21 protein-coding genes are annotated in these 19,588 nt (G+C 62.9%); 17 read left to right on the top strand and 4 right to left on the bottom strand.

Annotation, left to right across the window (positions count from 1 at the left end; translation table 11 throughout):
* Positions 1-41: 41 nt before the first annotated feature.
* Positions 42-1,961, top strand: coding sequence for a molecular chaperone HtpG (gene htpG, locus AB2N08_RS21305; protein ID WP_367612904.1), 1,920 nt, complete (start codon positions 42-44; stop codon positions 1,959-1,961).
* Between the two features lie 160 nt (positions 1,962-2,121).
* The gene (locus AB2N08_RS21300; RefSeq protein WP_367612903.1) at positions 2,122-3,216 is read left to right on the top strand and encodes an extracellular catalytic domain type 1 short-chain-length polyhydroxyalkanoate depolymerase; all 1,095 of its coding nucleotides are present in this window, start codon (positions 2,122-2,124) and stop codon (positions 3,214-3,216) included.
* On the opposite strand, the gene AB2N08_RS21295 is transcribed toward AB2N08_RS21300, so the two are convergent.
* The 4 genes from AB2N08_RS21295 to AB2N08_RS21280 all read right to left on the bottom strand — a co-directional run bounded on the left by AB2N08_RS21295 (position 3,213) and on the right by AB2N08_RS21280 (position 7,652).
* Positions 3,213-5,390, bottom strand: coding sequence for a TonB-dependent siderophore receptor (locus AB2N08_RS21295; RefSeq protein ID WP_367612902.1), 2,178 nt, complete (start codon positions 5,388-5,390; stop codon positions 3,213-3,215). The genes AB2N08_RS21300 and AB2N08_RS21295 overlap by 4 nt on opposite strands.
* Positions 5,391-5,529: 139 nt before the next feature.
* Complete coding sequence (locus tag AB2N08_RS21290; RefSeq protein WP_367612901.1) at positions 5,530-5,958, bottom strand: GFA family protein; 429 nt, start codon at positions 5,956-5,958, stop codon at positions 5,530-5,532.
* Positions 5,959-5,965: 7 nt separating this feature from the next.
* Entirely contained in the window at positions 5,966-6,511 is a 546-nt protein-coding gene (locus tag AB2N08_RS21285; protein ID WP_367612900.1) for an RBBP9/YdeN family alpha/beta hydrolase, read from the bottom strand.
* A complete protein-coding gene (locus AB2N08_RS21280; protein ID WP_367612899.1) occupies positions 6,501-7,652 on the bottom strand; it encodes an acyltransferase family protein in 1,152 nt (383 codons plus the stop codon). The genes AB2N08_RS21285 and AB2N08_RS21280 overlap by 11 nt, the downstream gene beginning before the upstream one ends.
* Between AB2N08_RS21280 and AB2N08_RS21275 the strand changes: the two genes are divergently transcribed.
* From AB2N08_RS21275 to cheZ, 15 genes are all read left to right on the top strand, one after another.
* Positions 7,645-7,968: a hypothetical protein gene (locus AB2N08_RS21275; protein WP_367612898.1), complete on the top strand. Its 324-nt coding sequence runs from the start codon at positions 7,645-7,647 to the stop codon at positions 7,966-7,968. The two genes, AB2N08_RS21280 and AB2N08_RS21275, sit on opposite strands and share 8 nt — an antisense overlap.
* A gap of 249 nt (positions 7,969-8,217) precedes the next feature.
* Positions 8,218-8,535, top strand: a complete 318-nt coding sequence (flhD, locus tag AB2N08_RS21270) for a flagellar transcriptional regulator FlhD (protein WP_332531140.1) — start codon at positions 8,218-8,220, stop codon at positions 8,533-8,535.
* A gap of 57 nt (positions 8,536-8,592) precedes the next feature.
* Positions 8,593-9,198 carry a flagellar transcriptional regulator FlhC gene (flhC, locus tag AB2N08_RS21265; RefSeq protein WP_367612897.1) on the top strand — a complete coding sequence of 202 codons (606 nt, stop codon included), beginning with the start codon at positions 8,593-8,595 and terminating at the stop codon, positions 9,196-9,198.
* An 81-nt stretch (positions 9,199-9,279) separates the two neighbouring features.
* Entirely contained in the window at positions 9,280-10,002 is a 723-nt protein-coding gene (locus tag AB2N08_RS21260) for a class I SAM-dependent methyltransferase (protein WP_367612896.1), read from the top strand.
* A gap of 147 nt (positions 10,003-10,149) precedes the next feature.
* Entirely contained in the window at positions 10,150-11,004 is an 855-nt protein-coding gene (gene motA / locus AB2N08_RS21255; protein WP_367612895.1) for a flagellar motor stator protein MotA, read from the top strand.
* Positions 11,005-11,044: 40 nt separating this feature from the next.
* Positions 11,045-11,977: a flagellar motor protein MotB gene (gene motB, locus AB2N08_RS21250; protein ID WP_367612894.1), complete on the top strand. Its 933-nt coding sequence runs from the start codon at positions 11,045-11,047 to the stop codon at positions 11,975-11,977.
* A 37-nt stretch (positions 11,978-12,014) separates the two neighbouring features.
* Entirely contained in the window at positions 12,015-12,563 is a 549-nt protein-coding gene (locus tag AB2N08_RS21245) for a chemotaxis protein (protein WP_367612893.1), read from the top strand.
* Positions 12,564-12,636: 73 nt separating this feature from the next.
* A complete protein-coding gene (locus tag AB2N08_RS21240) occupies positions 12,637-13,002 on the top strand; it encodes a response regulator (RefSeq protein ID WP_367612892.1) in 366 nt (121 codons plus the stop codon).
* A 47-nt stretch (positions 13,003-13,049) separates the two neighbouring features.
* Positions 13,050-15,209 (top strand): chemotaxis protein CheA, encoded by a 2,160-nt coding sequence (gene cheA, locus AB2N08_RS21235; protein ID WP_367612891.1) that lies wholly within the window; start codon positions 13,050-13,052, stop codon positions 15,207-15,209.
* A 34-nt stretch (positions 15,210-15,243) separates the two neighbouring features.
* The gene (locus AB2N08_RS21230; protein WP_183558070.1) at positions 15,244-15,747 is read left to right on the top strand and encodes a chemotaxis protein CheW; all 504 of its coding nucleotides are present in this window, start codon (positions 15,244-15,246) and stop codon (positions 15,745-15,747) included.
* Positions 15,748-15,829: 82 nt separating this feature from the next.
* A complete protein-coding gene (locus AB2N08_RS21225; protein ID WP_367612890.1) occupies positions 15,830-16,684 on the top strand; it encodes a CheR family methyltransferase in 855 nt (284 codons plus the stop codon).
* A gap of 15 nt (positions 16,685-16,699) precedes the next feature.
* Positions 16,700-17,296 (top strand): chemoreceptor glutamine deamidase CheD, encoded by a 597-nt coding sequence (gene cheD / locus AB2N08_RS21220; RefSeq protein ID WP_367612889.1) that lies wholly within the window; start codon positions 16,700-16,702, stop codon positions 17,294-17,296.
* A gap of 17 nt (positions 17,297-17,313) precedes the next feature.
* The gene (locus AB2N08_RS21215; protein WP_367612888.1) at positions 17,314-18,378 is read left to right on the top strand and encodes a protein-glutamate methylesterase/protein-glutamine glutaminase; all 1,065 of its coding nucleotides are present in this window, start codon (positions 17,314-17,316) and stop codon (positions 18,376-18,378) included.
* A gap of 129 nt (positions 18,379-18,507) precedes the next feature.
* Complete coding sequence (gene cheY, locus AB2N08_RS21210; RefSeq protein ID WP_367612887.1) at positions 18,508-18,906, top strand: chemotaxis response regulator CheY; 399 nt, start codon at positions 18,508-18,510, stop codon at positions 18,904-18,906.
* Position 18,907: 1 nt separating this feature from the next.
* Positions 18,908-19,558 (top strand): protein phosphatase CheZ, encoded by a 651-nt coding sequence (cheZ, locus tag AB2N08_RS21205; protein WP_367612886.1) that lies wholly within the window; start codon positions 18,908-18,910, stop codon positions 19,556-19,558.
* Positions 19,559-19,588: the final 30 nt, after the last annotated feature.

Raw genomic sequence — 19,588 nt, 5'->3', positions numbered from 1 at the left:
CCGAGTCTGACCAACCCTATTTGTTTATAACGAGGAACAAGATGGCACACGCCGAAAAAGAAACCCTTGGCTTCCAGGCTGAAGTAAAACAGCTGCTGCAACTGATGATTCACTCCTTGTACTCCAACAAGGAAATCTTCCTGCGCGAACTGATTTCGAATGCTTCGGATGCCTCCGACAAGCTGCGCTTCGAGGCAATCAATAACGACGCCCTGTACGGCAACGACCACGAACTGAAAATCAAGGTGTCGTTCGATGCCGCCGCCAAGACGATCACGATCTCGGACAACGGTATCGGCATGAACCGTGACGAAGTGATCTCGCACCTGGGCACCATCGCCAAGTCGGGCACCAAGGAATTCTTCAGCAAGCTGTCGGGCGACCAGCAGCAAGATGCGGCCCTGATCGGCCAGTTCGGCGTGGGCTTCTATTCGGGCTTCATCGTCGCCTCGAAAATCGTCGTCGAAACCCGCCGCGCGGGCGCCGAGGCGTCGGACGGCGTGCGTTGGGAGTCCGCCGGTGAAGGCGACTACAGCATCGAGCAGATCGAGAAAGCCGGGCGTGGCACCGACGTCATCCTGTACCTGCGCGATGGCGAAGAAGAACTGCTGTCGGCCTGGAAGCTCAAGTCGATCATCCGCAAATACTCGGACCACATCTCGCTGCCAATCGTGATGCAGAAGGAAGAGTGGGACGAAGAGAAAAAAGAAACCGTCCTGAAGGACGAGTTTGAAACCGTGAACCAGGCCAGCGCGCTGTGGGCCCGCTCGAAGAACGAGATCACCGAAGAACAGTACAACGAGTTCTACAAGCACGTTTCGCACGATTTCCAGGAACCGCTGACCTACACCCACAACCGGGTCGAAGGCCGCAGCGAATACACGCAACTGCTGTACGTGCCGGCGCATGCACCGTTCGACCTGTGGGACCGCAACAAGCGCGGCGGCATCAAGCTGTACGTCAAGCGCGTGTTCATCATGGACGACGCCGAACAGCTGATGCCGACCTACCTGCGCTTCATCAAGGGCGTGATCGACTCGAGCGACCTGCCGCTGAACGTCTCGCGTGAAATCCTGCAAGAGTCGCGCGACGTGCGCGTCATCCGCGAAGGTTCGACCAAACGCGTGCTGGGCATGCTGGAAGAAATGGCGAACTCGGATGACCAGGCCGGCAAGGACAAGTACGCGACCTTCTGGAAAGAATTCGGCCAGGTGCTGAAAGAAGGCGTGGGCGAGGATGCGACCAACAAGGACCGCATCGCCAAGCTGCTGCGCTTTGCCTCCACCGCGAACGATTCGGACGCCCAGACCGTGTCGTTTGCCGACTATATCGGCCGCATGAAAGAGGGTCAGGACAAGATTTATTACGTCACGGCCGACAACTACAACGCCGGCAAGAACAGCCCGCACCTGGAAATCTTCCGCAAGAAGGGCGTCGAAGTCATCCTGATGACTGACCGCGTCGACGAGTGGATGCTGTCGTTCTTCACCGAGTTCGAAGGCAAGGAACTGGTGTCGGTCGCCAAGGGCGGCCTGGACCTGGGCGGCCTGGAAGACGAAGCCGAGAAGAAGGAACATGCCGAGACCGAAGCTGGTTACAAAGAGCTGGTCGAGAGCATGAAGGGCGCACTGGGCGACAAGGCCAAGGAAGTACGCGTCACGTTCCGCCTGACCGATTCGCCGGCCTGCCTGGTGGCCGACGACAACGAGTTGTCAGGCAATCTGCTGCGCATGCTGAAGGCCGCAGGCCAGGACGCGCCGGAATCGAAGCCGATCCTCGAGATCAATCCGAACCACCCGCTGGTGCAGCGCCTGAAGTACGAAGACACGACCGGTGGGCGTTTCGCCGACTGGTCGCACATCCTGTTCGATCAGGCGATGCTGGCCGAAGGTGGCAGCCTGAGCGATCCGGCGTCGTTCGTGAAGCGCTTGAACGACATGCTGCTGGCTGGCGCGAAGTAAGCGCAGCAAGCGTAGCAAGTTAGCCCCAAGACCGTCGTTCCCGCGGAGGCGGGAACCCAAGTTGTTGGCGTATACGGTACGCTGGCAAACTTGGGTTCCCGCCTGCGCGGGAACGACGGTTTTTCGGTTAACCGGTATGGTTGTCAGCGGTGGAGGTGAGATGGCCAGACTCGCACCAGGCATCAAACTATTGCGCAGCCTCGCGCGCGCAGCCAAGGCCAACCAGAAGCTGACCCTCAAATTGCTGGCCGGCTCCACGCCACCCCGCAAGCGCCCGCCCAGAACAGCCCGTCCACCGCCGGCCTTGCCACCATTGACCGGCCAATGGCTCACCGGCTCCCTTGCCCCCATCGACTACTGGCTCTACCTGCCGCGCGCCATCCCCGGCGACGTGGCGCACCAGGGCTGGCCCCTCATCGTCATGCTCCATGGCTGCCACCAGAGCGCCCCTGAATTCGCCGAAGGCACGCGCATGAACCGCCTGGCCGACGCCAAGGGCTACGCGGTGCTGTATCCCCAGCAGTCTCTGACCGCCCACCCGCACCGCTGCTGGCGCTGGTATGACCGCGCGACCCAGCAGGGCGGCGGCGATACCGCGCTCGTTGCCGCTCTGATCGAACAAGTGGTGAAAAGATTTCCGATCGACCGCAGCCGCATCTATGCCTGCGGCCTGTCCGCCGGCGCCGGCATGGCGGCCGTGCTGGCGCTGAACCATCCGGAACTGATCGCGGCGATCGGCCAGCATTCCGGCCCTGTGTTCGGCGCCGGCCATAGCCGGATGGGCGCCCTGCACGTGATGCGCCATGGCGCCCCGCTGGGGGCCGATGCGGCGATCGGCAACCTGCTCGAACGCCGCAGCGCGCTCGCCGTAGCAGGCGGGCAGATCCTGCCGATGCCGCCCATGCCGGCGATCCTGATCCAGGGTGCGCAAGACCAGGTAGTGCATCCCGTCAACCAGCAACACCTGACGCGTCAGTGGCTGCAGTTGAATGGCTTGCCGGCCGGGCCGGCGACGAAGGTCACCGTGAAACCCGCCGGCCGCAGTGGTGGCCGCAGCAACAACGCGCTCGAGATGCACGATTACTTAATAGGCCGCAAGCTGATGCTGCGTGTGGCGCGCATCGCAGGGCTCGGTCATGCCTGGAGCGGCGGTGACGGGTCCCTGAAGTTCAATGCCGGCGCCGGGCCGGATGCGAGCCGCATGGTGCTCGAGTTCTTCGGCCGGCACCGCCGCCGGGCGAGCCCGGCGCGTTAGAACACCGCTTGCAGCGTCGCCGTGACATTACGCGGTTCGCCATACCAGTTGCTGCCCGACAAGCTGCCCAGCGTGCGGTAGTAGTGCTTGTCGAAGACGTTGTTCAGATTGACCGACGCCGTCAGGTTGCGGTTGATCTGGTACGCGAGGCGGCCCGACCACACGGCATGGCCGCGCTGTTCCAGGCGCACGTTGGTGGCGGTCTTGTAGCTCACGCTCTGGGCGTTGACGCCGCCGCCGATGCTCCACGGCGTGCCGGCCGGCTGCCAGGTGGTCCAGATGCGCGCCAGGTGGCGCGGCGTGAACGTCGACAGCGGCTGGTTCTCGTTCGCGCTCGGCAGGCCGGTGGCGGTGCGGTCGCGCAGATATTTCGTCTGGTTCCAGGTATAGCCGGCGCTGGCCTGCCAGCCCGGTGCGAGCATGCCGGACAGTTCCGCGTCCAGGCCCTGGCTGCGCACTTCACCTTCGGCCACGAAGCACGCGCCGCCCGTCGGCGAACCGGCGCACGGCGACGGATTGAACGGGTCGCTCTGCGAGCGGTTCTCTTCCTGGATGCGGAACACCGCCAGCGAGGCGTTCAGGCGACCGCCGTACAGGGCGCCCTTGACGCCGGCCTCGATATTGCCGCCGGTGGCCGGATCGAGCCGGTCGCCGCTCGCGGTGAACTGGGTCGCCTGCGAACGGAAGATTTCGGCGTAGCTCAGGTAACTCGTCCATTCGGGCGCGAAGTCCCAGGTCAGCGCGCCGTAGGGGGTGACTTCGCCATCCTGCTTGTACGGCTGCGTGGTCAGGGCGCCGGTGACCAGGTTGCGGGTCGAGCTTTCCCAGTTGCTGACACGGCCGCCGGCGATCAGCTTGACGGTATCGGTCAGCGCGAAGCGCAGCGAGGCGTAGATGCCGGACTGCTCGAGTTCGGTCAGCGTACGGGTGCCGGCGCGCGCGATCGTGGTGGGCAGCACCGCATAGTCGAGCGGGTTGAAGGTGTACGGGTTGATGATCGGATTGGCCACGGCGTACAGCTGGCTGGTGCTGTTGTAGTCGCGCTGCGACCAGTTCGCGCCGACCAGCACCTCGTGGCGGCGGCCCAGGGCATTGAAACCGCCCTCGAGCGTCAGATCGGCCCCGGTTTGCTCGCCGACCAGATTGGCGCGAAACGACGACAGGCTCGGGCCCAGGTTGGTCACTGGATTGACGACACCAAAGGCCGCGCCGCTGACGTCGTGGTTGTTCTCGCGCATGCGCGAGACGGCCAGGCGCAGCTTCCAGTCATCATTGAAACGGTGCTGCAGGTCGGCGAAGGCGGTGTTGGATTTGACGTCGACCCGCGACCAGGCCGCGTTCAGGTAGGTCGAGCGCGGCAAGCCCAGGTCGGCGCCGGTCGAGAGGCGCGGCAGGCCGCCATAGAACGGCAGCGATTTGTTGCGCTCGTAGTGCACACCGGCGCCCAGGGTGGTCGACGGCGACAGGTCGGCTTCGACGATCGCATACGCCACCGAACGCTTGCCTTCGGAGATATCGTAGAAGAATTCGCGGTCTTCGTGGGTCGCGACCACGCGCGCGCGCACGGTGCCGCTTTCGTTGAGCACACGGCTGGCATCGACCACGCCGCGGTAGTTGTTCCAGCGGCCGGCACTTGCCTGGCCCTCGATCCGGTTGGTCTTGAGCGGCCGCTTGCGCACCAGGTTGACCGTACCGCCCGCAGTGCCCGAACCGTTGAACAAGCCGGCCGGCCCGCGCAGCACCTCGACGCGCTCGAATACCGACAGGTCGGGGCTGATCAAAAAGCCATTGTTGCGTTGGGTCGTCACGCCGTCGTACTGGATGTTCTCGACCTCGAAGCCGCGCGAATAGTAGCGCCGCTCGATGCTGCTGCCTTGCTCGACGATCAGGCCGGTCACGTTGGCCAGCGCCTCATCCAGCGTGCGCAGGTTCTGGTCGTCCAGGCGCTGGCGCGTGACGACCGAGACCGATTGCGGCGTTTCGCGCAGCGTGCGGCTGCCCTTGGCGACCGAGGCGCCGTCAACCGTGTAATCGCTGTCCAGGCGGTTCGCCGAAATCTGCACGGTGGTCGGCGCAATGGGTATGTCGAGCGGGGCGTCGGCGGCGTGGGCGGCGTGGATCGGGTAGGCGAGGGAGAGTGCAAGCGCGAGCGGCAGGCGCATGGGAATAGTCATGCTGTTCTTTTTCAGGACGAGTGGACGGGCAAATGCACCCAAAGAATGCAAATGAGAGTGATTCGCATTCTCGTCGATAATTGAAATTTAATCAATGTGCATGAGCAATACAGCGGCTCGACGCGTAACGGCGGCGGCCTTACAGGTGCCGGATTTCGGCTGGCGCCGTGTCCCAGTGGTCGTTGCGGCCATCGATATGGCGCACTGGCGCCGCCATCAGCGCATCGAGCGGCAGGTCGTCGAGGCTGGCGACCGTCACCGCGATGAACGGACCCGAGCGGGGAGACGCGCCGGTGGTAAATACATTGATGCCGCAAGTGCCGCAGAAGTTGTGGCCATCGCGATGGGTGTGGAAGCGGTATTCGCGCAGCGCATCGTGGCCCTGCAGCAGGCGGAACGCGGTCGGGGCGATGACAACTGCCCAGAACCGCATCTTGCTGCATACCGAACAATTGCACTTGACGGTGCCGGTGGCCAGATCGATGTCTGCCTCGTAGTGCACCGCGCCGCAATGGCAACTGCCGTGGAAGGTGGCCACGCAGGGCGGCCGGGCGCTGTCCAGACTCATAACGCGCTTACGCGCTCACTTCGGCGCAAAAATCTTCCAGCAAGCGCAGGCCCTCGGGCCAGTCGCCATGGCCGGAATCGGTCGTGACGTGGCCGGCGTCGCCGATCTCGACCAGCCGGCTGCCCCAGGCGTCGGCGAAGGATCGGGTGCGTTCGGCGCTGGCGAACGGATCGTTGGCGCTGGCCACGATCATGCTGGGAAATGGCAGGGGCGTGCGCGGGATCGGCGCCCAGTTGCCGGCAGGGATCGGAAACGATGGCCGCTCGACGTCGCTGGGGGCGACCAGGAAGGCGCCTGCCACTTTCAGGGGCGAACCGGACAGCGCCCAGTGCGCGACCAGCATGCTGCCCAGACTGTGCGCGACGAGCACCGGGGCGCCGTTGCAGCCAGCGATGGCTTCTTCCATTTCGGCCACCCACTCGTCGCGCTCGGGATTGGTCCAGTCGCGGTGCTCGGCGCGCCGCCATTGCGGATAGCGTTCGTGCCACAGCGATTGCCAGTGGCGGGGCCCGGAATTGAACAGGCCGGGCAGGATCAGTACGTCACACTTCATCTTGTTTCTCCTTGATGGGAACGGGCCGCGCCGGCGCCAGGCGGCTGGGCGGCCGCAACGGGCGCGCCAGATGCTCGAACATGCGCCGGAACGCATCCTTGCGCTGCTCGGTCAGCATGCCCAGCACGACGGTCGCAACGGCGACGGCCGCGGCCAGGGCCAGCACGTCGGCCACGCTGGCGGGATCATGCGGGTACAGCGTCGGCCAGCCGATCAGCACCAGCGCATGCGACAGGTACAGCGTCAGCGTATAGGCGGCGAACAGGCGAATGGGCCGCGCGACGCGCAGCAGTCCCGTAAAGCCGGCGAAGCGCGCACAGGCAAAGTTCAGGCAGACGATCAGGCCGAAGGCGTAGTCGGCCAGGAAGCGGTCGGCATTGCCCAGCGGGACGTGTTGACCGAGCCAGCTGGCGCGACCGGCGGCGCGCAGCAGTTCTTCGACGCCGCTCGCCTCGTACGCCACCAGCAGCACCATGCTCAGCGCCCAGCCGGCGCGCGCCACGGTCTGGCCCAGCGAGTAGCGCGCCTGCCAGTGATACAGCGCGACGCCGGCCAGCCACACCGGCAGCAGCAGCCACAGCTTGTAGCCCATGACGGTCAGCACCAGGCCGATCGCCGGCAGCCGCCACGGCCGACGCACATAGCAGGCGACGCCGAACAGCACATAGAACCAGACCTCGTAGTTCAGCGACCACCACGGGCCGAGCCAGGGCGGGTGCTCGGACAGTCGCCACAGATCGCCCATGAATAGCAGGTGGAATGGGATATACAACCACGGCTTGGCCACCTGGTAGCTCGCGTCCATGCCGGGCACATGCGGGCCCTGGCTCAGGTAGGCGCACAGGAAGCCCAGCAGCAGTACGGGCAGGGCGACCGAATAGATCCGGGCCGCGCGCGCGACGGTGAAGTCGAGCGCATCCGGGCGGCGCATCTGGGTGGTGTAGGCAATGACGAAGCCGGACAGCACGAAGAAGGCCATGACCGATTCGCGTCCAAGCAGCGTCCAGTGTTCGGCGCCAGCAATATCCACCAGCCTGAACATGCGCATATGCATCAGCACCACGGCCAGCGCGGCCAGAAAGCGGACCAGGTCGAGGTAGACCGAGAACGGCTGGTCGAGGGGAGTAGGGGGCGTGCGCATGGTGTTAATAGTAAAGCAAAACCTTTACAGGGCAACTTTCGGCCGGGTCGGGACGCTTGAAAAAAATTTCAATTTTTTTTTGCAGTCGGCCCTAAAGTTCCCGGCGAACCGTCCGATAACGATCTTAGATAGGCGGCGATCCGCTGAAAATAATGCAAAAAATTTTCAGATCGCCCTAAAGTCGGCAGCTTGGCTGCCGTTAATGGATGAGCAGGTAGGCAAGCCGGGCCAGAAATTTTTTGAAAATATGTTCAAACTGACCCTAAAGTTGCTGAGCCGGCTGCCGATAAAGATAAAAACGGCTATTGCCGAGTAGCAAAATTGCGACAAACCCTGTTTGTTGCTGAAGATCATCAAGGTGCTGTCCTGCGCCAAAACAGCCCCGGCTTTTACCTGGGTTTCATAGGGAACCAGATGGGTTTGTCAGACAAACTCCTATGGGCCCGTCTCGTCGTTCACTGACTGAAAATACAGACTTCCTCCAATTTGAGAATAGTTTCCTCAGAGTCAGAATCTATCTCATCGGCAACACAACGGCAGCCGAGACAACGACCGGAGAGAGAAAATGACGATGAACGACATGATGGCTGAAATTCGCGACGCTAACCTGAGCTACCTGATGCTTGCTCAGCAGATGATCCGTGCCGACAAGGTCACCGCCATCTTCCGCCTGGGCGTCTCGGCCGACATCGCTGACCTGATCGAAGGCATGAGCAATGCCCAGATCCTGAAGCTCGCCGGCGGCAACATGATGCTGGCCCGCTTCCGCTTCGACGACAGCGCGATCCTGTCGATGCTGACGAGCCACACGAAAGAACGCAGCCTGGCCCAATCGCACGCCGCCATCCTGATGGCCGGCCAGCCGGTCGAAGAGATCGTATAATCCCTGCCAGCGGTCTTGCTGTAAGGCCGACCGTCCAGAGCAGGGAGTTGTACCGCCATGAGCAAAAAGAGCGTCGTCACCGAAGCGCAGGAAATCCAGCTCGCCATTGAACTGATTACCCTGGGCGCACGCCTGCAACTGCTCGAGACCGAGGTCTCGCTGTCGCGCGAACGCTTGCTCAAGCTGTACAAGGAACTCAAGGGTGTCTCTCCACCCAAGGGCATGCTGCCGTTCTCGACCGACTGGTTCCTGACCTGGCAACCGAATATCCACTCGTCGTTGTTCATCAATATCCACCAGTTCCTGGTGGAGCATGCCGGCGCCACCGGCATCCAGGCCGTGATGAAGGCCTACAAACTCTACCTCGAACAAATGCCGCCGGCGCCGAACGAAGAGCCGCTGCTCTCGCTCACGCGCGCCTGGACCTTGGTGCGTTTCTTCAATGGCGGCATGCTGCAACTGGCCCCGTGCAGCAAATGCCAGGGCAAGTTCATCGTCAACGCCCTCGACCTCAACAGCGACTACCTGTGCGGCCTGTGCCACATGCCCTCGCGCGCCGGCAAGACCCGCAAGGCCAAGGAAGCGCTTGACCAGGCCCGGGCGGACGAACAGGCCGACCATGAGGCCGGCGGCCAGAGCCCGGCCTCGACCCGGCCTGATTAAGCGCGCCGGCAGCCGCCCTTGCCAGCATCTTCTTCACCTTCCTCGCCCCGGCGCTTGCTGGGCGTTCCCGCGATCCGGGCATTGTTGCTCCAGCTCGCCGCATTTCCACTGACCCTCGCCGTGATCTACCTGCTTGCCACCGGCGGCCTGGTGGTCTCGTACTGGCATGTCGCCCTGGTCCAGGGTGTGCTGGCCGCCGGCCTGACCTGGTGGCGCGGCCTGGCCCTCTGGTGGCGCGCGATCCAGTTCGGCTTCCCCCTGGCCCTGCTGGCCACCAGCACCCTGGCAATTCCGCCGCTGGCGTTTCTGGCCGTCTTCCTGTTCCTGTTGCTGCTGTACTGGTCGACTTATCGCACCCAGGTGCCGTATTACCCGTCCGGGCGCAAGGTGTGGGAAGCGGTCGACGCCGCGCTGCCGCAGGGCAGGGCGCTGCGCGTCATCGATATCGGCAGCGGCATCGGTGGCCTGGTGCTGGCGCTGCAGCGCCGCCGGCCCGATGCGCGCATCGAGGGTATCGAGCTCGCGCCGCTCCCCTGGCTGGCCAGCTTCATGCGCGCCCGGCTGGGGCGCAGCCCGGCCGCTTTTATTCGCGGCGATTATGAAAAACTCGACCTGGGCGAGTACGACGCCGTGTTCGCCTATTTGTCGCCGGCCGCGATGGGCGCGCTATGGCGCAAGGCGGCGCGCGAGATGCGTCCCGGCTCGATGCTTTTCAGTTACGAATTTATCGTTGTCGGGCAGACACCGAGTCGTGTTGTGCATCCGTACACAGATGGGCCGGCTTTGTATATATGGGACTTTTAGGCGACAAATGGTGACTTTCCGGGGTGGTTTTGCTTGCCCGTCGGCGCTACTCAAGCTAGAGTAGTTCCCTGCATAAACATTTTCTGAAATTACCGGTTTCGAGTCGTCATGTCGCGACATGGAACGGGTTTTCTGGAGCTAAATCCCTTGTTAGTCATTGTTGGTTACATCCTCGTCTGTGCCTGCGTCTTCGGCGGCTTCGCCCTGGCGGGCGGTCACCTCGCGTCCCTGTGGCAGCCAATCGAACTCTTGATGATCGGTGGCGCCGCCTTCGGCGCATTCTTCGTCGGCAACAGCGCCAAGGCGATCAAGGCCACGCTGAAAGCGTTCCCCAGCATCTTCAAGGGCTCCAAGTACTCGAAAGACATGTACATGGAACTCATGGCGCTGCAGTTCGACGTGCTCTCCAAGGTGCGCAAGGAAGGCCTGATGTCGATCGAGGGCGATATCGAAGCCCCGGACGCCTCGCCGCTGTTCTCCAAATACCCGGCCGTCGTGGCCGACCACCACATCATCGAATTCATGACCGATTACCTGCGCCTGATGGTGTCGGGCAATATGGACGCGATGCAGATCGAAAACCTGATGGACAACGAGATCGAGACGCACCACCACGAGGGCGCCATCCCGGCCCACGTGATCGCCAAGATCGGCGACGGCCTGCCGGCCTTCGGTATCGTCGCGGCGGTGATGGGCGTGGTCCACACGATGGAATCGGTCGGCTTGCCGCCGGCCGAGCTGGGCATCCTGATCGCGAAAGCGCTGGTCGGCACCTTCCTCGGTATTCTGCTGGCCTACGCGTTCGTCAGCCCGCTGGCCACCGTGCTCGAGCAAAAACTGGAAGAATCGACCAAGATGTTCCAGTGTGTGAAAGTCACGCTGCTGGCGAGCCTGAACGGTTACGCCCCGGCGCTGGCCGTCGAATTCGGCCGCAAGGTGCTCTACTCGACCGAGCGCCCGACCTTCGCCGAGCTCGAAGAACACATCAAGAAGAAGAAGTAAGCCGCGATGACCGCATTCGACCTCTTGCTGGAGTACAACCGTGGCTGATGACAACGCACGCCCCATTGTCGTCAAGCGCATCAAGAAGGTGGCCGGCGGCCACCACGGCGGCGCCTGGAAAATTGCGTATGCCGACTTCGTGACCGCGATGATGGCGTTCTTCCTGCTCATGTGGCTGCTGGGCTCGACCGCCAAGGGCGACCTGGTGGGCATTTCTGAATACTTCAAGACCCCGCTGAAGGTGGCGATGCAGGGCGGCTCCGGTTCGGGCGACTCGTCGTCGGTGATCATGGGCGGCGGCGAGGACCTGACGCGCACCGCCGGCCAGGTCAAGCGCGGCGACTCGGCGCCGGCCAACAAGAGCTACGACCTGCAGGCGGCGAAGGCCGCGCTGGCGCGCGAAGAAGGCGAGAGGCTCAAGAACCTGAAGGCGCGCATCGAGTCGGCCATCGAAGTCAATCCGATGCTCAAGAAGTACCAGAACCAGCTGCTGCTCGACATCACGAGCGAAGGCTTGCGCATCCAGATCGTCGACGAAAAGAACCGGCCGATGTTCGCGATGGCCAAGGCCGAGCTGCAGCCGTACACCAAGGAAATCCTGCACATCATCGGCATGGTGCTCAACGAGGTGCCGAACAAGCTGGGCATCTCGGGCCATACCGATTCGACGCCATACCATAGCGATGCCGGCTACAGCAACTGGGAACTGTCGGCCGACCGCGCCAATGCATCGCGGCGCGAGATGGTGCTGGGCGGCCTGCAGGACGACAAGGTGCTGCGCGTGGTGGGCCTGGCCTCGGCCGCGCATCTCGACGCCGCCGACCCGTTCAGCCCCACCAACCGGCGCATCAGCATCATCGTCATGAACAAGCGCACCGAAGAAGCAGTGCGGCGCGATGCGACCACGATCGACGTGCCGGCCGAAGATGCCGAGGCAGCAGCGGCGGCGACGCTCGGTGCGGTAAAACACTAATGCAGAACGCGGTGCGGCCAGGTTTGGAGAGAACACGATGACAAGAAAAAAGATACTCGGATCGCATGTGAAGCGCCTGCTGTCGGGCGTGTCGGTGCACGGCCGGCGCCACCTGACCGAGGTGGAAGCCGATCTGCTCCAGACCGAACTGCTGCTTGAAGAAGCCATCGACAAGCTCACCGGCAGCTTCGTGGCGGTGCACGCCGTCGTCGGCGCGCGCCAGGAAGCGATCGACCGCATGCTGGCCGGTGGCGAACTGTCGGGCGAGGATCGGTCTCTGCTGGCCTCGATGTCGCAGGACGTGAGCGAGCACGTCAACACGGCGATCACCAGCATGCAGTTCCAGGACATGACGGCGCAACTGATCGAACGCACGCTGCGGCGCGTGTCGGGCCTGCGTGACTTTTTGGGCACATTGAACGACCATGGGGCCGGTATCGCTCCCGACACCGGCAGCGACGAGATCGTCGACCGGCTGGGCAAGGTCAGCATCGCGCTGGCGATCCAGTCGCTCGAATTGCGCAGTACGCTGCGCCGCTCGGTCGAACAGAAACATCTGGAAAGCGGCGACGTCGAGCTGTTCTGAACGCGCCGACCTTTCCCACTTTATAACCAATTCAACCCGGGCCCGCCCGGTGTAAAAACAGCAGGAGCACAAGATGGCAAAAACGATTCTCGCAGTCGACGATTCCAGTTCGCTACGCCAGATGGTGGCTTTCAGTCTGAAGGCCGCCGGCTACAATGTGGTGGAAGCCGTGGACGGCCAGGATGGCCTCGACAAGGCGAAGCTGCAGGCCGTCGATCTCGTGCTGACCGACCAGAACATGCCGAAGATGGATGGCCTGGCGTTGATCAAATCGCTGCGCACGCTTCCCGGCTACGCCAAGACGCCGATCCTGATGCTTACCACCGAGTCGTCGGATGAAATGAAATCCAAGGGCCGCGCCGCCGGCGCCAACGGCTGGCTGGTCAAGCCGTTCGATCCGCAGCGCCTGATCGAGGTGGTCAAAAAAGTGATCGGTTAAGCCATGAACGATGGCGTAACCCAGAGCCCATTCGAGCGGACCGCACCATGAGCATCGACATCAGCCAGTTTTACCAGGTCTTTTTCGACGAAGCAGAAGAACTGCTCGCCGAAATGGAGCGCCTGTTGCTGGGCGTCGATCTCGCGGCGCCCGACGCCGAAGACCTGAACGCGATCTTCCGCACCGCGCACTCGGTCAAGGGCGGCGCGTCGACCTTCGGCCTGACCGATATGTGCGACGTGACCCACGTGCTCGAGTCGCTGCTCGACCGCATCCGCAAGGGCGAGATGGCGCTGACCTCGAACCACGTGGACGCGTTTTTGGCGGCCAAGGACGCGCTCAAGATGCAGCTCGACGGCCATCGTCACGGCAAGCACGTCGACCACGAAGTCGTCGCCAACGTGCGCATGGCGCTGCATGATCTGGCCGAAGGCGTCGTGCCGGCAGCGCTCGTGGTCGCGCCGTCGTACCTGACGGCGCCGGCGCGCGTGGAGCTGCCCACCGAAGGCGCGCACCGCTACAAGATCGAACTGCCGCCAGTAGCGCAGCGCGACATCGATGCGCTGGTCGACGAACTGGGCCTGATGGGCCGGATCTCGGTCGCCCCGCTCGACGGCGGGCGCACCGCGGTCATCATCACCACGCTCGAGAGCCTGGACGACATCATCGCCATCTGCTCGTTCGTGCTCGATCCGGACGACCTGAAGATTTTCGAGGCGCCGGCGCTCACGCCCGAGCAGCGCCTGCTCGAGGCGGCCGAACGCAAGCGCATCGAGGATGAACTGGGCTACGGTTTCTTCAGCCCGGACGACGACGTCGCGCCCGTGGTTGGCGAACCATCGGAAGACGACCTGGGTTACGGTTTCTTCCAGCCGATCGAACAGATCCGCGCCGCCGCCGGTATCGTCGAGAGCGCGCCGGAACCGGTGGCTGCGCTCGCCACGCAGGCGCAGAACGTGGTGGAGCACCTGGCCGAGCTGGCGCTGGAAAAGAAAGCGGCGCGCAAGGACGATAAAAACGAGTCGTCGTCGATTCGCGTGTCGGTCGAGAAGGTCGACCAGCTGATCAATCTGATCGGCGAACTGGTGATCACCAATGCGATGCTCGAGCAGCGCAGCGCCGTGCTCGATCCGATCCAGCACGAGCGCCTGCTGTCGTCGGTGAGCCAGCTCGATCGCAACACGCGCGAGCTGCAAGAAGCCGTGATGTCGATCCGCATGATGCCGATGGACTTCGTGTTCTCGCGCTTCCCGCGCATGGTGCGCGACCTGGCCGGCAAACTCGGCAAGAAGGTTGATTTCATCACCAACGGCGCCGCGACCGAACTGGACAAAGGCCTGATCGAGCGCATCGTCGATCCGCTGACGCACCTGGTGCGCAACTCGATCGACCATGGCGTCGAGATGCCGGCCGCGCGCATCGCCGCCGGCAAATCCGAAGCGGGGCGCCTGTTCCTGTCGGCCGGCCACCAGGGCGGCCATATCGTCATCGAAGTGGCCGACGACGGCGCCGGCCTGAACCGCGAAAAAATCCTGGCCAAGGCCGCGCAAAATGGATTGGCGGTGGCCGACACGATGACCGACGCCGAAGTCTGGCAACTGATCTTCGCGCCGGGCTTTTCTACCGCCGACACCGTCACCGACGTCTCGGGTCGCGGCGTGGGCATGGATGTGGTCAAGCGCAATATCACCGCCATGGGCGGCACGGTCGACATCCGCTCGGCAGCCGGTTTCGGCACCACGATCTCGATTTCGCTGCCGCTGACGCTGGCGATCCTGGACGGCATGTCGATCCGCAGTGGCGAAGAAATCTATATCTTGCCGTTGTCGTTCGTGGTCGAATCACTGCAACCGACCCCCGAGGACGTGCGCGACATCGCCGGGCGCGGGCGCGTGCTGAAAGTGCGCGGCGAATACCTGCCGATGATCCCGCTGTACCAGATGTTCGATATCGAACCGGTGCACCGCGATCCGTCCGATGGCATCGTCGTCATCCTCGAGACCGAGGGCAAGAAAGCGGCGCTGTTCGTGGACGAACTGGTTGGGCAGCAGCAGGTGGTGGTCAAGAACCTGGAAGCGAATTACCGCAAAGTCGCCGGGATTTCCGGCGCAACGATCATGGGCGACGGCGGCGTGGCCCTGATCCTCGACGTGGCAGCGCTGGTGCGCTCGTCGCGCCAGCTGGCCGACGATCCCGTCGTTCAATAATTATTCATTTTTCACTGTAAAACAAAGGAACCCCATGTCCAACCTGGCAAACACCCTCTCGACCGACGGCACCGCGCACGACGGCGCCGGCAGCGAATTCCTTGCCTTCACCCTGGGTTCGGAAGAATACGGCATCGACATCCTGAAGGTGCAGGAAATCCGCGGCTACGAAGCCGTGACCCGCATCGCCAACGCCCCTGAATTCATCAAGGGCGTGATCAACCTGCGCGGCATCATCATCCCGGTGGTGGACATGCGCATCAAGTTCAAGCTCGGCACGCCGGTGTACGACCAGTTTACCGTCGTGATCATCCTGAACATCGGTGGCCGCATCATGGGCATGGTCGTCGACAGCGTCTCGGACGTCACCACGCTCACGCCGGACCAGATCAAGCCGGCCCCGGAAATGGGCAGCGCCTTCAATTCCGACTACATGATCGGCCTGGGCACGGTCGACGAGCGCATGCTGATCCTGGTCGACATCGACAAGCTGATGTCGTCGAGCGAGATGGGCCTGATCGACAAGCTGGCGGCGTAAGCGACGGCGCTGCGTCGGCACGAAGCACAACAATCCGGTCCGCTCGGCGAGCGGGCCATCGCAATCAAGAAAGTCACGCACAGTGCCGCAGCAGAAAACTGAAACAAGCAAGGAATTCGATTTCACACGCCGTGATTTCGAACGGGTTCGCGCTCTCATCCATCAGCGCGCCGGCATTTCGCTGGCCGACAGCAAGCAAGAGATGGTCTACAGCCGCCTGGCCCGGCGCCTGCGCGCGACGGGCATCCAGACGTTTACCCGCTATCTGGACGATCTCGAAGCAGGGCATATGGAGCGCGAGTGGGAGTCGTTCACCAATGCGCTCACCACCAACCTCACGTCGTTCTTCCGCGAGGCGCATCACTTCCCGCTCCTGCTCGAGCACCTGGCCGCGCTGCACAAGAAAGATCCGCGCCCGCTGCGCATCTGGTGCTCGGCCGCGTCCACCGGCGAAGAGCCGTACTCGATCGCGATGACCGCCTGCGAAGCGTTCAACACGCTCACGCCGAAAGTGGAGATCATCGCCACCGACATCGACACCAATGTGCTGGCCACGGCGTCCAATGGCGTGTATCCGATGGAGCGCATCGAGAAAGTCTCGCCCGAGCGCCTGCGCCGCTTCTTCTTGCGCGGCAAGGGCGCCCACGAAGGCATGGTGCGCATCCGTCCCGAGCTGCGCTCGCTCGTCACGTTCAAGCCGCTCAACCTCCTGGCCGACGGCTGGCCGCTGGAAGGGCAGTTCGACGCGATCTTTTGCCGCAACGTGATGATCTATTTCGACAAGCCGACCCAGCGCACCATCCTCAGCCGCTTCGTGCCGCTGATGAAAAACCATGGCCTGCTGTTTGCCGGGCACTCGGAGAACTTCCTGTATGTGTCCGACGCCCTGCGCCTGCGCGGCAAGACCGTGTATGAACTCGATGCGCGCAAGGCGTAAGAACGAGGGGCGACCATGAACAGCCAATTCGCAACCAACCGGTATCACGACCGCACGTTCGCCATCGATGCGGCCAAGGTGCTGCCGGGCGAGTACTTCTACACCAAGGAAAACATGCTGATCGCGACCGTGCTCGGCTCGTGCGTGTCGGCCTGCATCCGCGACCGCCTCACGGGCCTGGGCGGCATGAACCATTTCATGCTGCCCGACGGCGCGGCCGAACCGAACAACCCGGTGTCGGCATCGATGCGCTACGGGACGTTCGCAATGGAAGTGCTGATCAATGACTTGCTCAAGGCCGGCGCGCGGCGTGAACACCTCGAAGCCAAAGTCTTCGGCGGCGGCGCCGTGCTGCGCGGCTTTACCGCGATGAATGTCGGCGAGCGCAATGCCGCCTTCGTGATGCAGTTCCTGAAAACCGAGCGCATTCCGGTGCTGGCCGAAGACCTCAACGACATCTACCCGCGCAAGGTGTTCTTCTTCCCGCGCACGGGCAAGGTGCTCGTGAAAAAACTGATGCAGACCCATAACGATACGCTGGCCAAGCGCGAACTCGATTACGCCAAGCGACTCAAGGTCGAACCGGTCGGCGGCGCGATCGACCTGTTCTGAGCTGAAAGAGACACATAATGAAAACCAAGGTTCTGATCGTCGACGATTCGGCACTGATCCGCAGCGTGATGAGCGAGATCGTCAATTCGCAGCCCGATATGGAAGTGGTGGCCACGGCGCCCGACCCGCTGGTCGCGCGCGAGCTGATCAAGAAACACAATCCCGATGTGCTGACGCTCGACGTCGAGATGCCGAAGATGGACGGTCTCGACTTTCTCGAAAAACTGATGCGCCTGCGCCCGATGCCGGTGCTGATGGTGTCGTCGCTGACCGAGCGCGGTTCGGAGATCACGATGCGCGCGCTGGAGCTGGGCGCGGTCGACTTCGTCACCAAGCCCAAGATGTCGATCCAGAGCGGCATGCGCGAGTACGCCGACATGATCGCCGACAAGATCCGCGGCGCCGCGCGCGCACGCATCGCCCCGCGCAGCCGCACGCCCCAGGTGGCCAGTACGCAGCTGTCGGCGCTGAGGAGTCCTCTCATTTCATCCGAAAAATTGATCATCATTGGCGCCTCGACCGGCGGCACCGAAGCGATCCGCGAATTCTTGATGCAGATGCCGTCCGATTGCCCGGGCATCCTGATCGCCCAGCACATGCCGGAAGGCTTTACCACGTCGTTCGCCAAACGTCTCGATTCGCTGTGCAAGATCAGCGTGTGCGAATCGGCCGGCAACGAGCGGGTGCTGCCGGGCCACGCGTATATCGCGCCGGGCCATTCGCACCTGTTGCTGGTGCGGTCCGGCGCCAACTACATGACGCGCATCGAACAAAGTCCGCCGGTCAATCGCCACCGCCCATCGGTCGATGTGTTGTTTCGTTCCGCTGCGCAGGCGGCCGGTAAAAACGCCGTTGGTGTTATCCTGACCGGCATGGGCAAGGACGGCGCGGCCGGCATGCTCGAGATGCGCGAAGCCGGCGCCCACAACTTTGCGCAGGATGAGGCGAGCTGCGTGGTGTTCGGTATGCCACGTGAGGCAATTGCGCTGGGCGCGGCCCACGAAGTCGGCCCATTGCAGGCATTACCGCGCCTCGTGCTCGACCATCTGGCGGCGCAAGGCAGCCGGGCGTTGCGTGTTTGAACTGAATTCATCATCCAGCGATGCTTTGTCGGCTATTTTATCGCCGTAAAGCAACAAAAATGCTATTCTTGCGTCTGTAAAAGTAGCTTACCCAACAAACCAAATTAGTAGATTCACACGGAGTTATTCATGGCTGATCCAAAGATGCGTTTTCTGGTTGTTGACGATTTCTCGACGATGCGCCGCATTGTCCGGAATCTGTTGAAAGAACTGGGTTATGCCAACGTCGACGAAGCGGAAGATGGCGTCATGGCGCTGGCGAAACTGCGCAGTGAAACGTTCGATTTCGTCGTGTCCGACTGGAACATGCCGAATATGGACGGCCTGACCATGCTGCAGAACATTCGCGCCGATCCGGCACTGGCCAAGCTGCCGGTGCTGATGGTGACCGCCGAAGCGAAGAAAGAAAACATTATCGCCGCAGCACAGGCGGGCGCCAGCGGTTACGTCGTCAAGCCATTCACGGCCGCGACGCTCGACGAAAAGCTGAACAAGATCTTCGAGAAACTGGACAAAGCCGGAGCCTGAAATGGTTGAGCAGAACAGCGCGCCTGTTGCCGGCGCGGCGTCGCACGACGAGGTGCTGAGCCGGATCGGCCACATGACCCGCGCGCTGCACGAGAACTTGCGCGGGCTGGGGCTCGACAAGCTGATCGAAAAGGCCGCGAGCGACATTCCCGACGCCCGCGACCGGCTCGACTACGTGGCGCGCCTGTCCGAACAGGCCGCCAAGAAAGTGCTGGACGCAACCGACGCCGCCGGCCCGCTGCAGGATGGCATCGAAACACGCTCGGCCGACCTCAAGGCAGGTTGGCAGGCCTTGCTCGATGCCGATGCAAGCGCGACCACCGATGCGCAGTGGCGCGAACTGGCCCGGCGCACCATTGCCGGCCTGGACGAGTCACGCGCGGGGGCCATTGCCACCCGTGGCGAGTTGATGAACATCATGATGGCCCAGGATTTCCAGGACCTCACCGGTCAAGTGATTGGCCGCATCACGGGCATCGCCCAGAACCTGGAAAAACAACTGGTCCAGGTCCTGATCGATTTCGCGCCGAGCGAGTTCAAGCGCGAAACCGACAATGGTCTGATGAACGGTCCGCAAATCAAGCCGCTTGGCACCGAAGTCGTGGCAAACCAGGGGCAGGTCGATGATCTGCTCGATAGTCTCGGGTTCTAAGCTTGCGCCGAGCAATTTAAAACGGCGCCC

This window comes from Massilia aurea (assembly GCF_040790145.1).
Lineage (GTDB): Bacteria > Pseudomonadota > Gammaproteobacteria > Burkholderiales > Burkholderiaceae_D > Telluria > Telluria aurea_C.
This window is presented reverse-complemented; position numbering and strand designations above follow the sequence as displayed.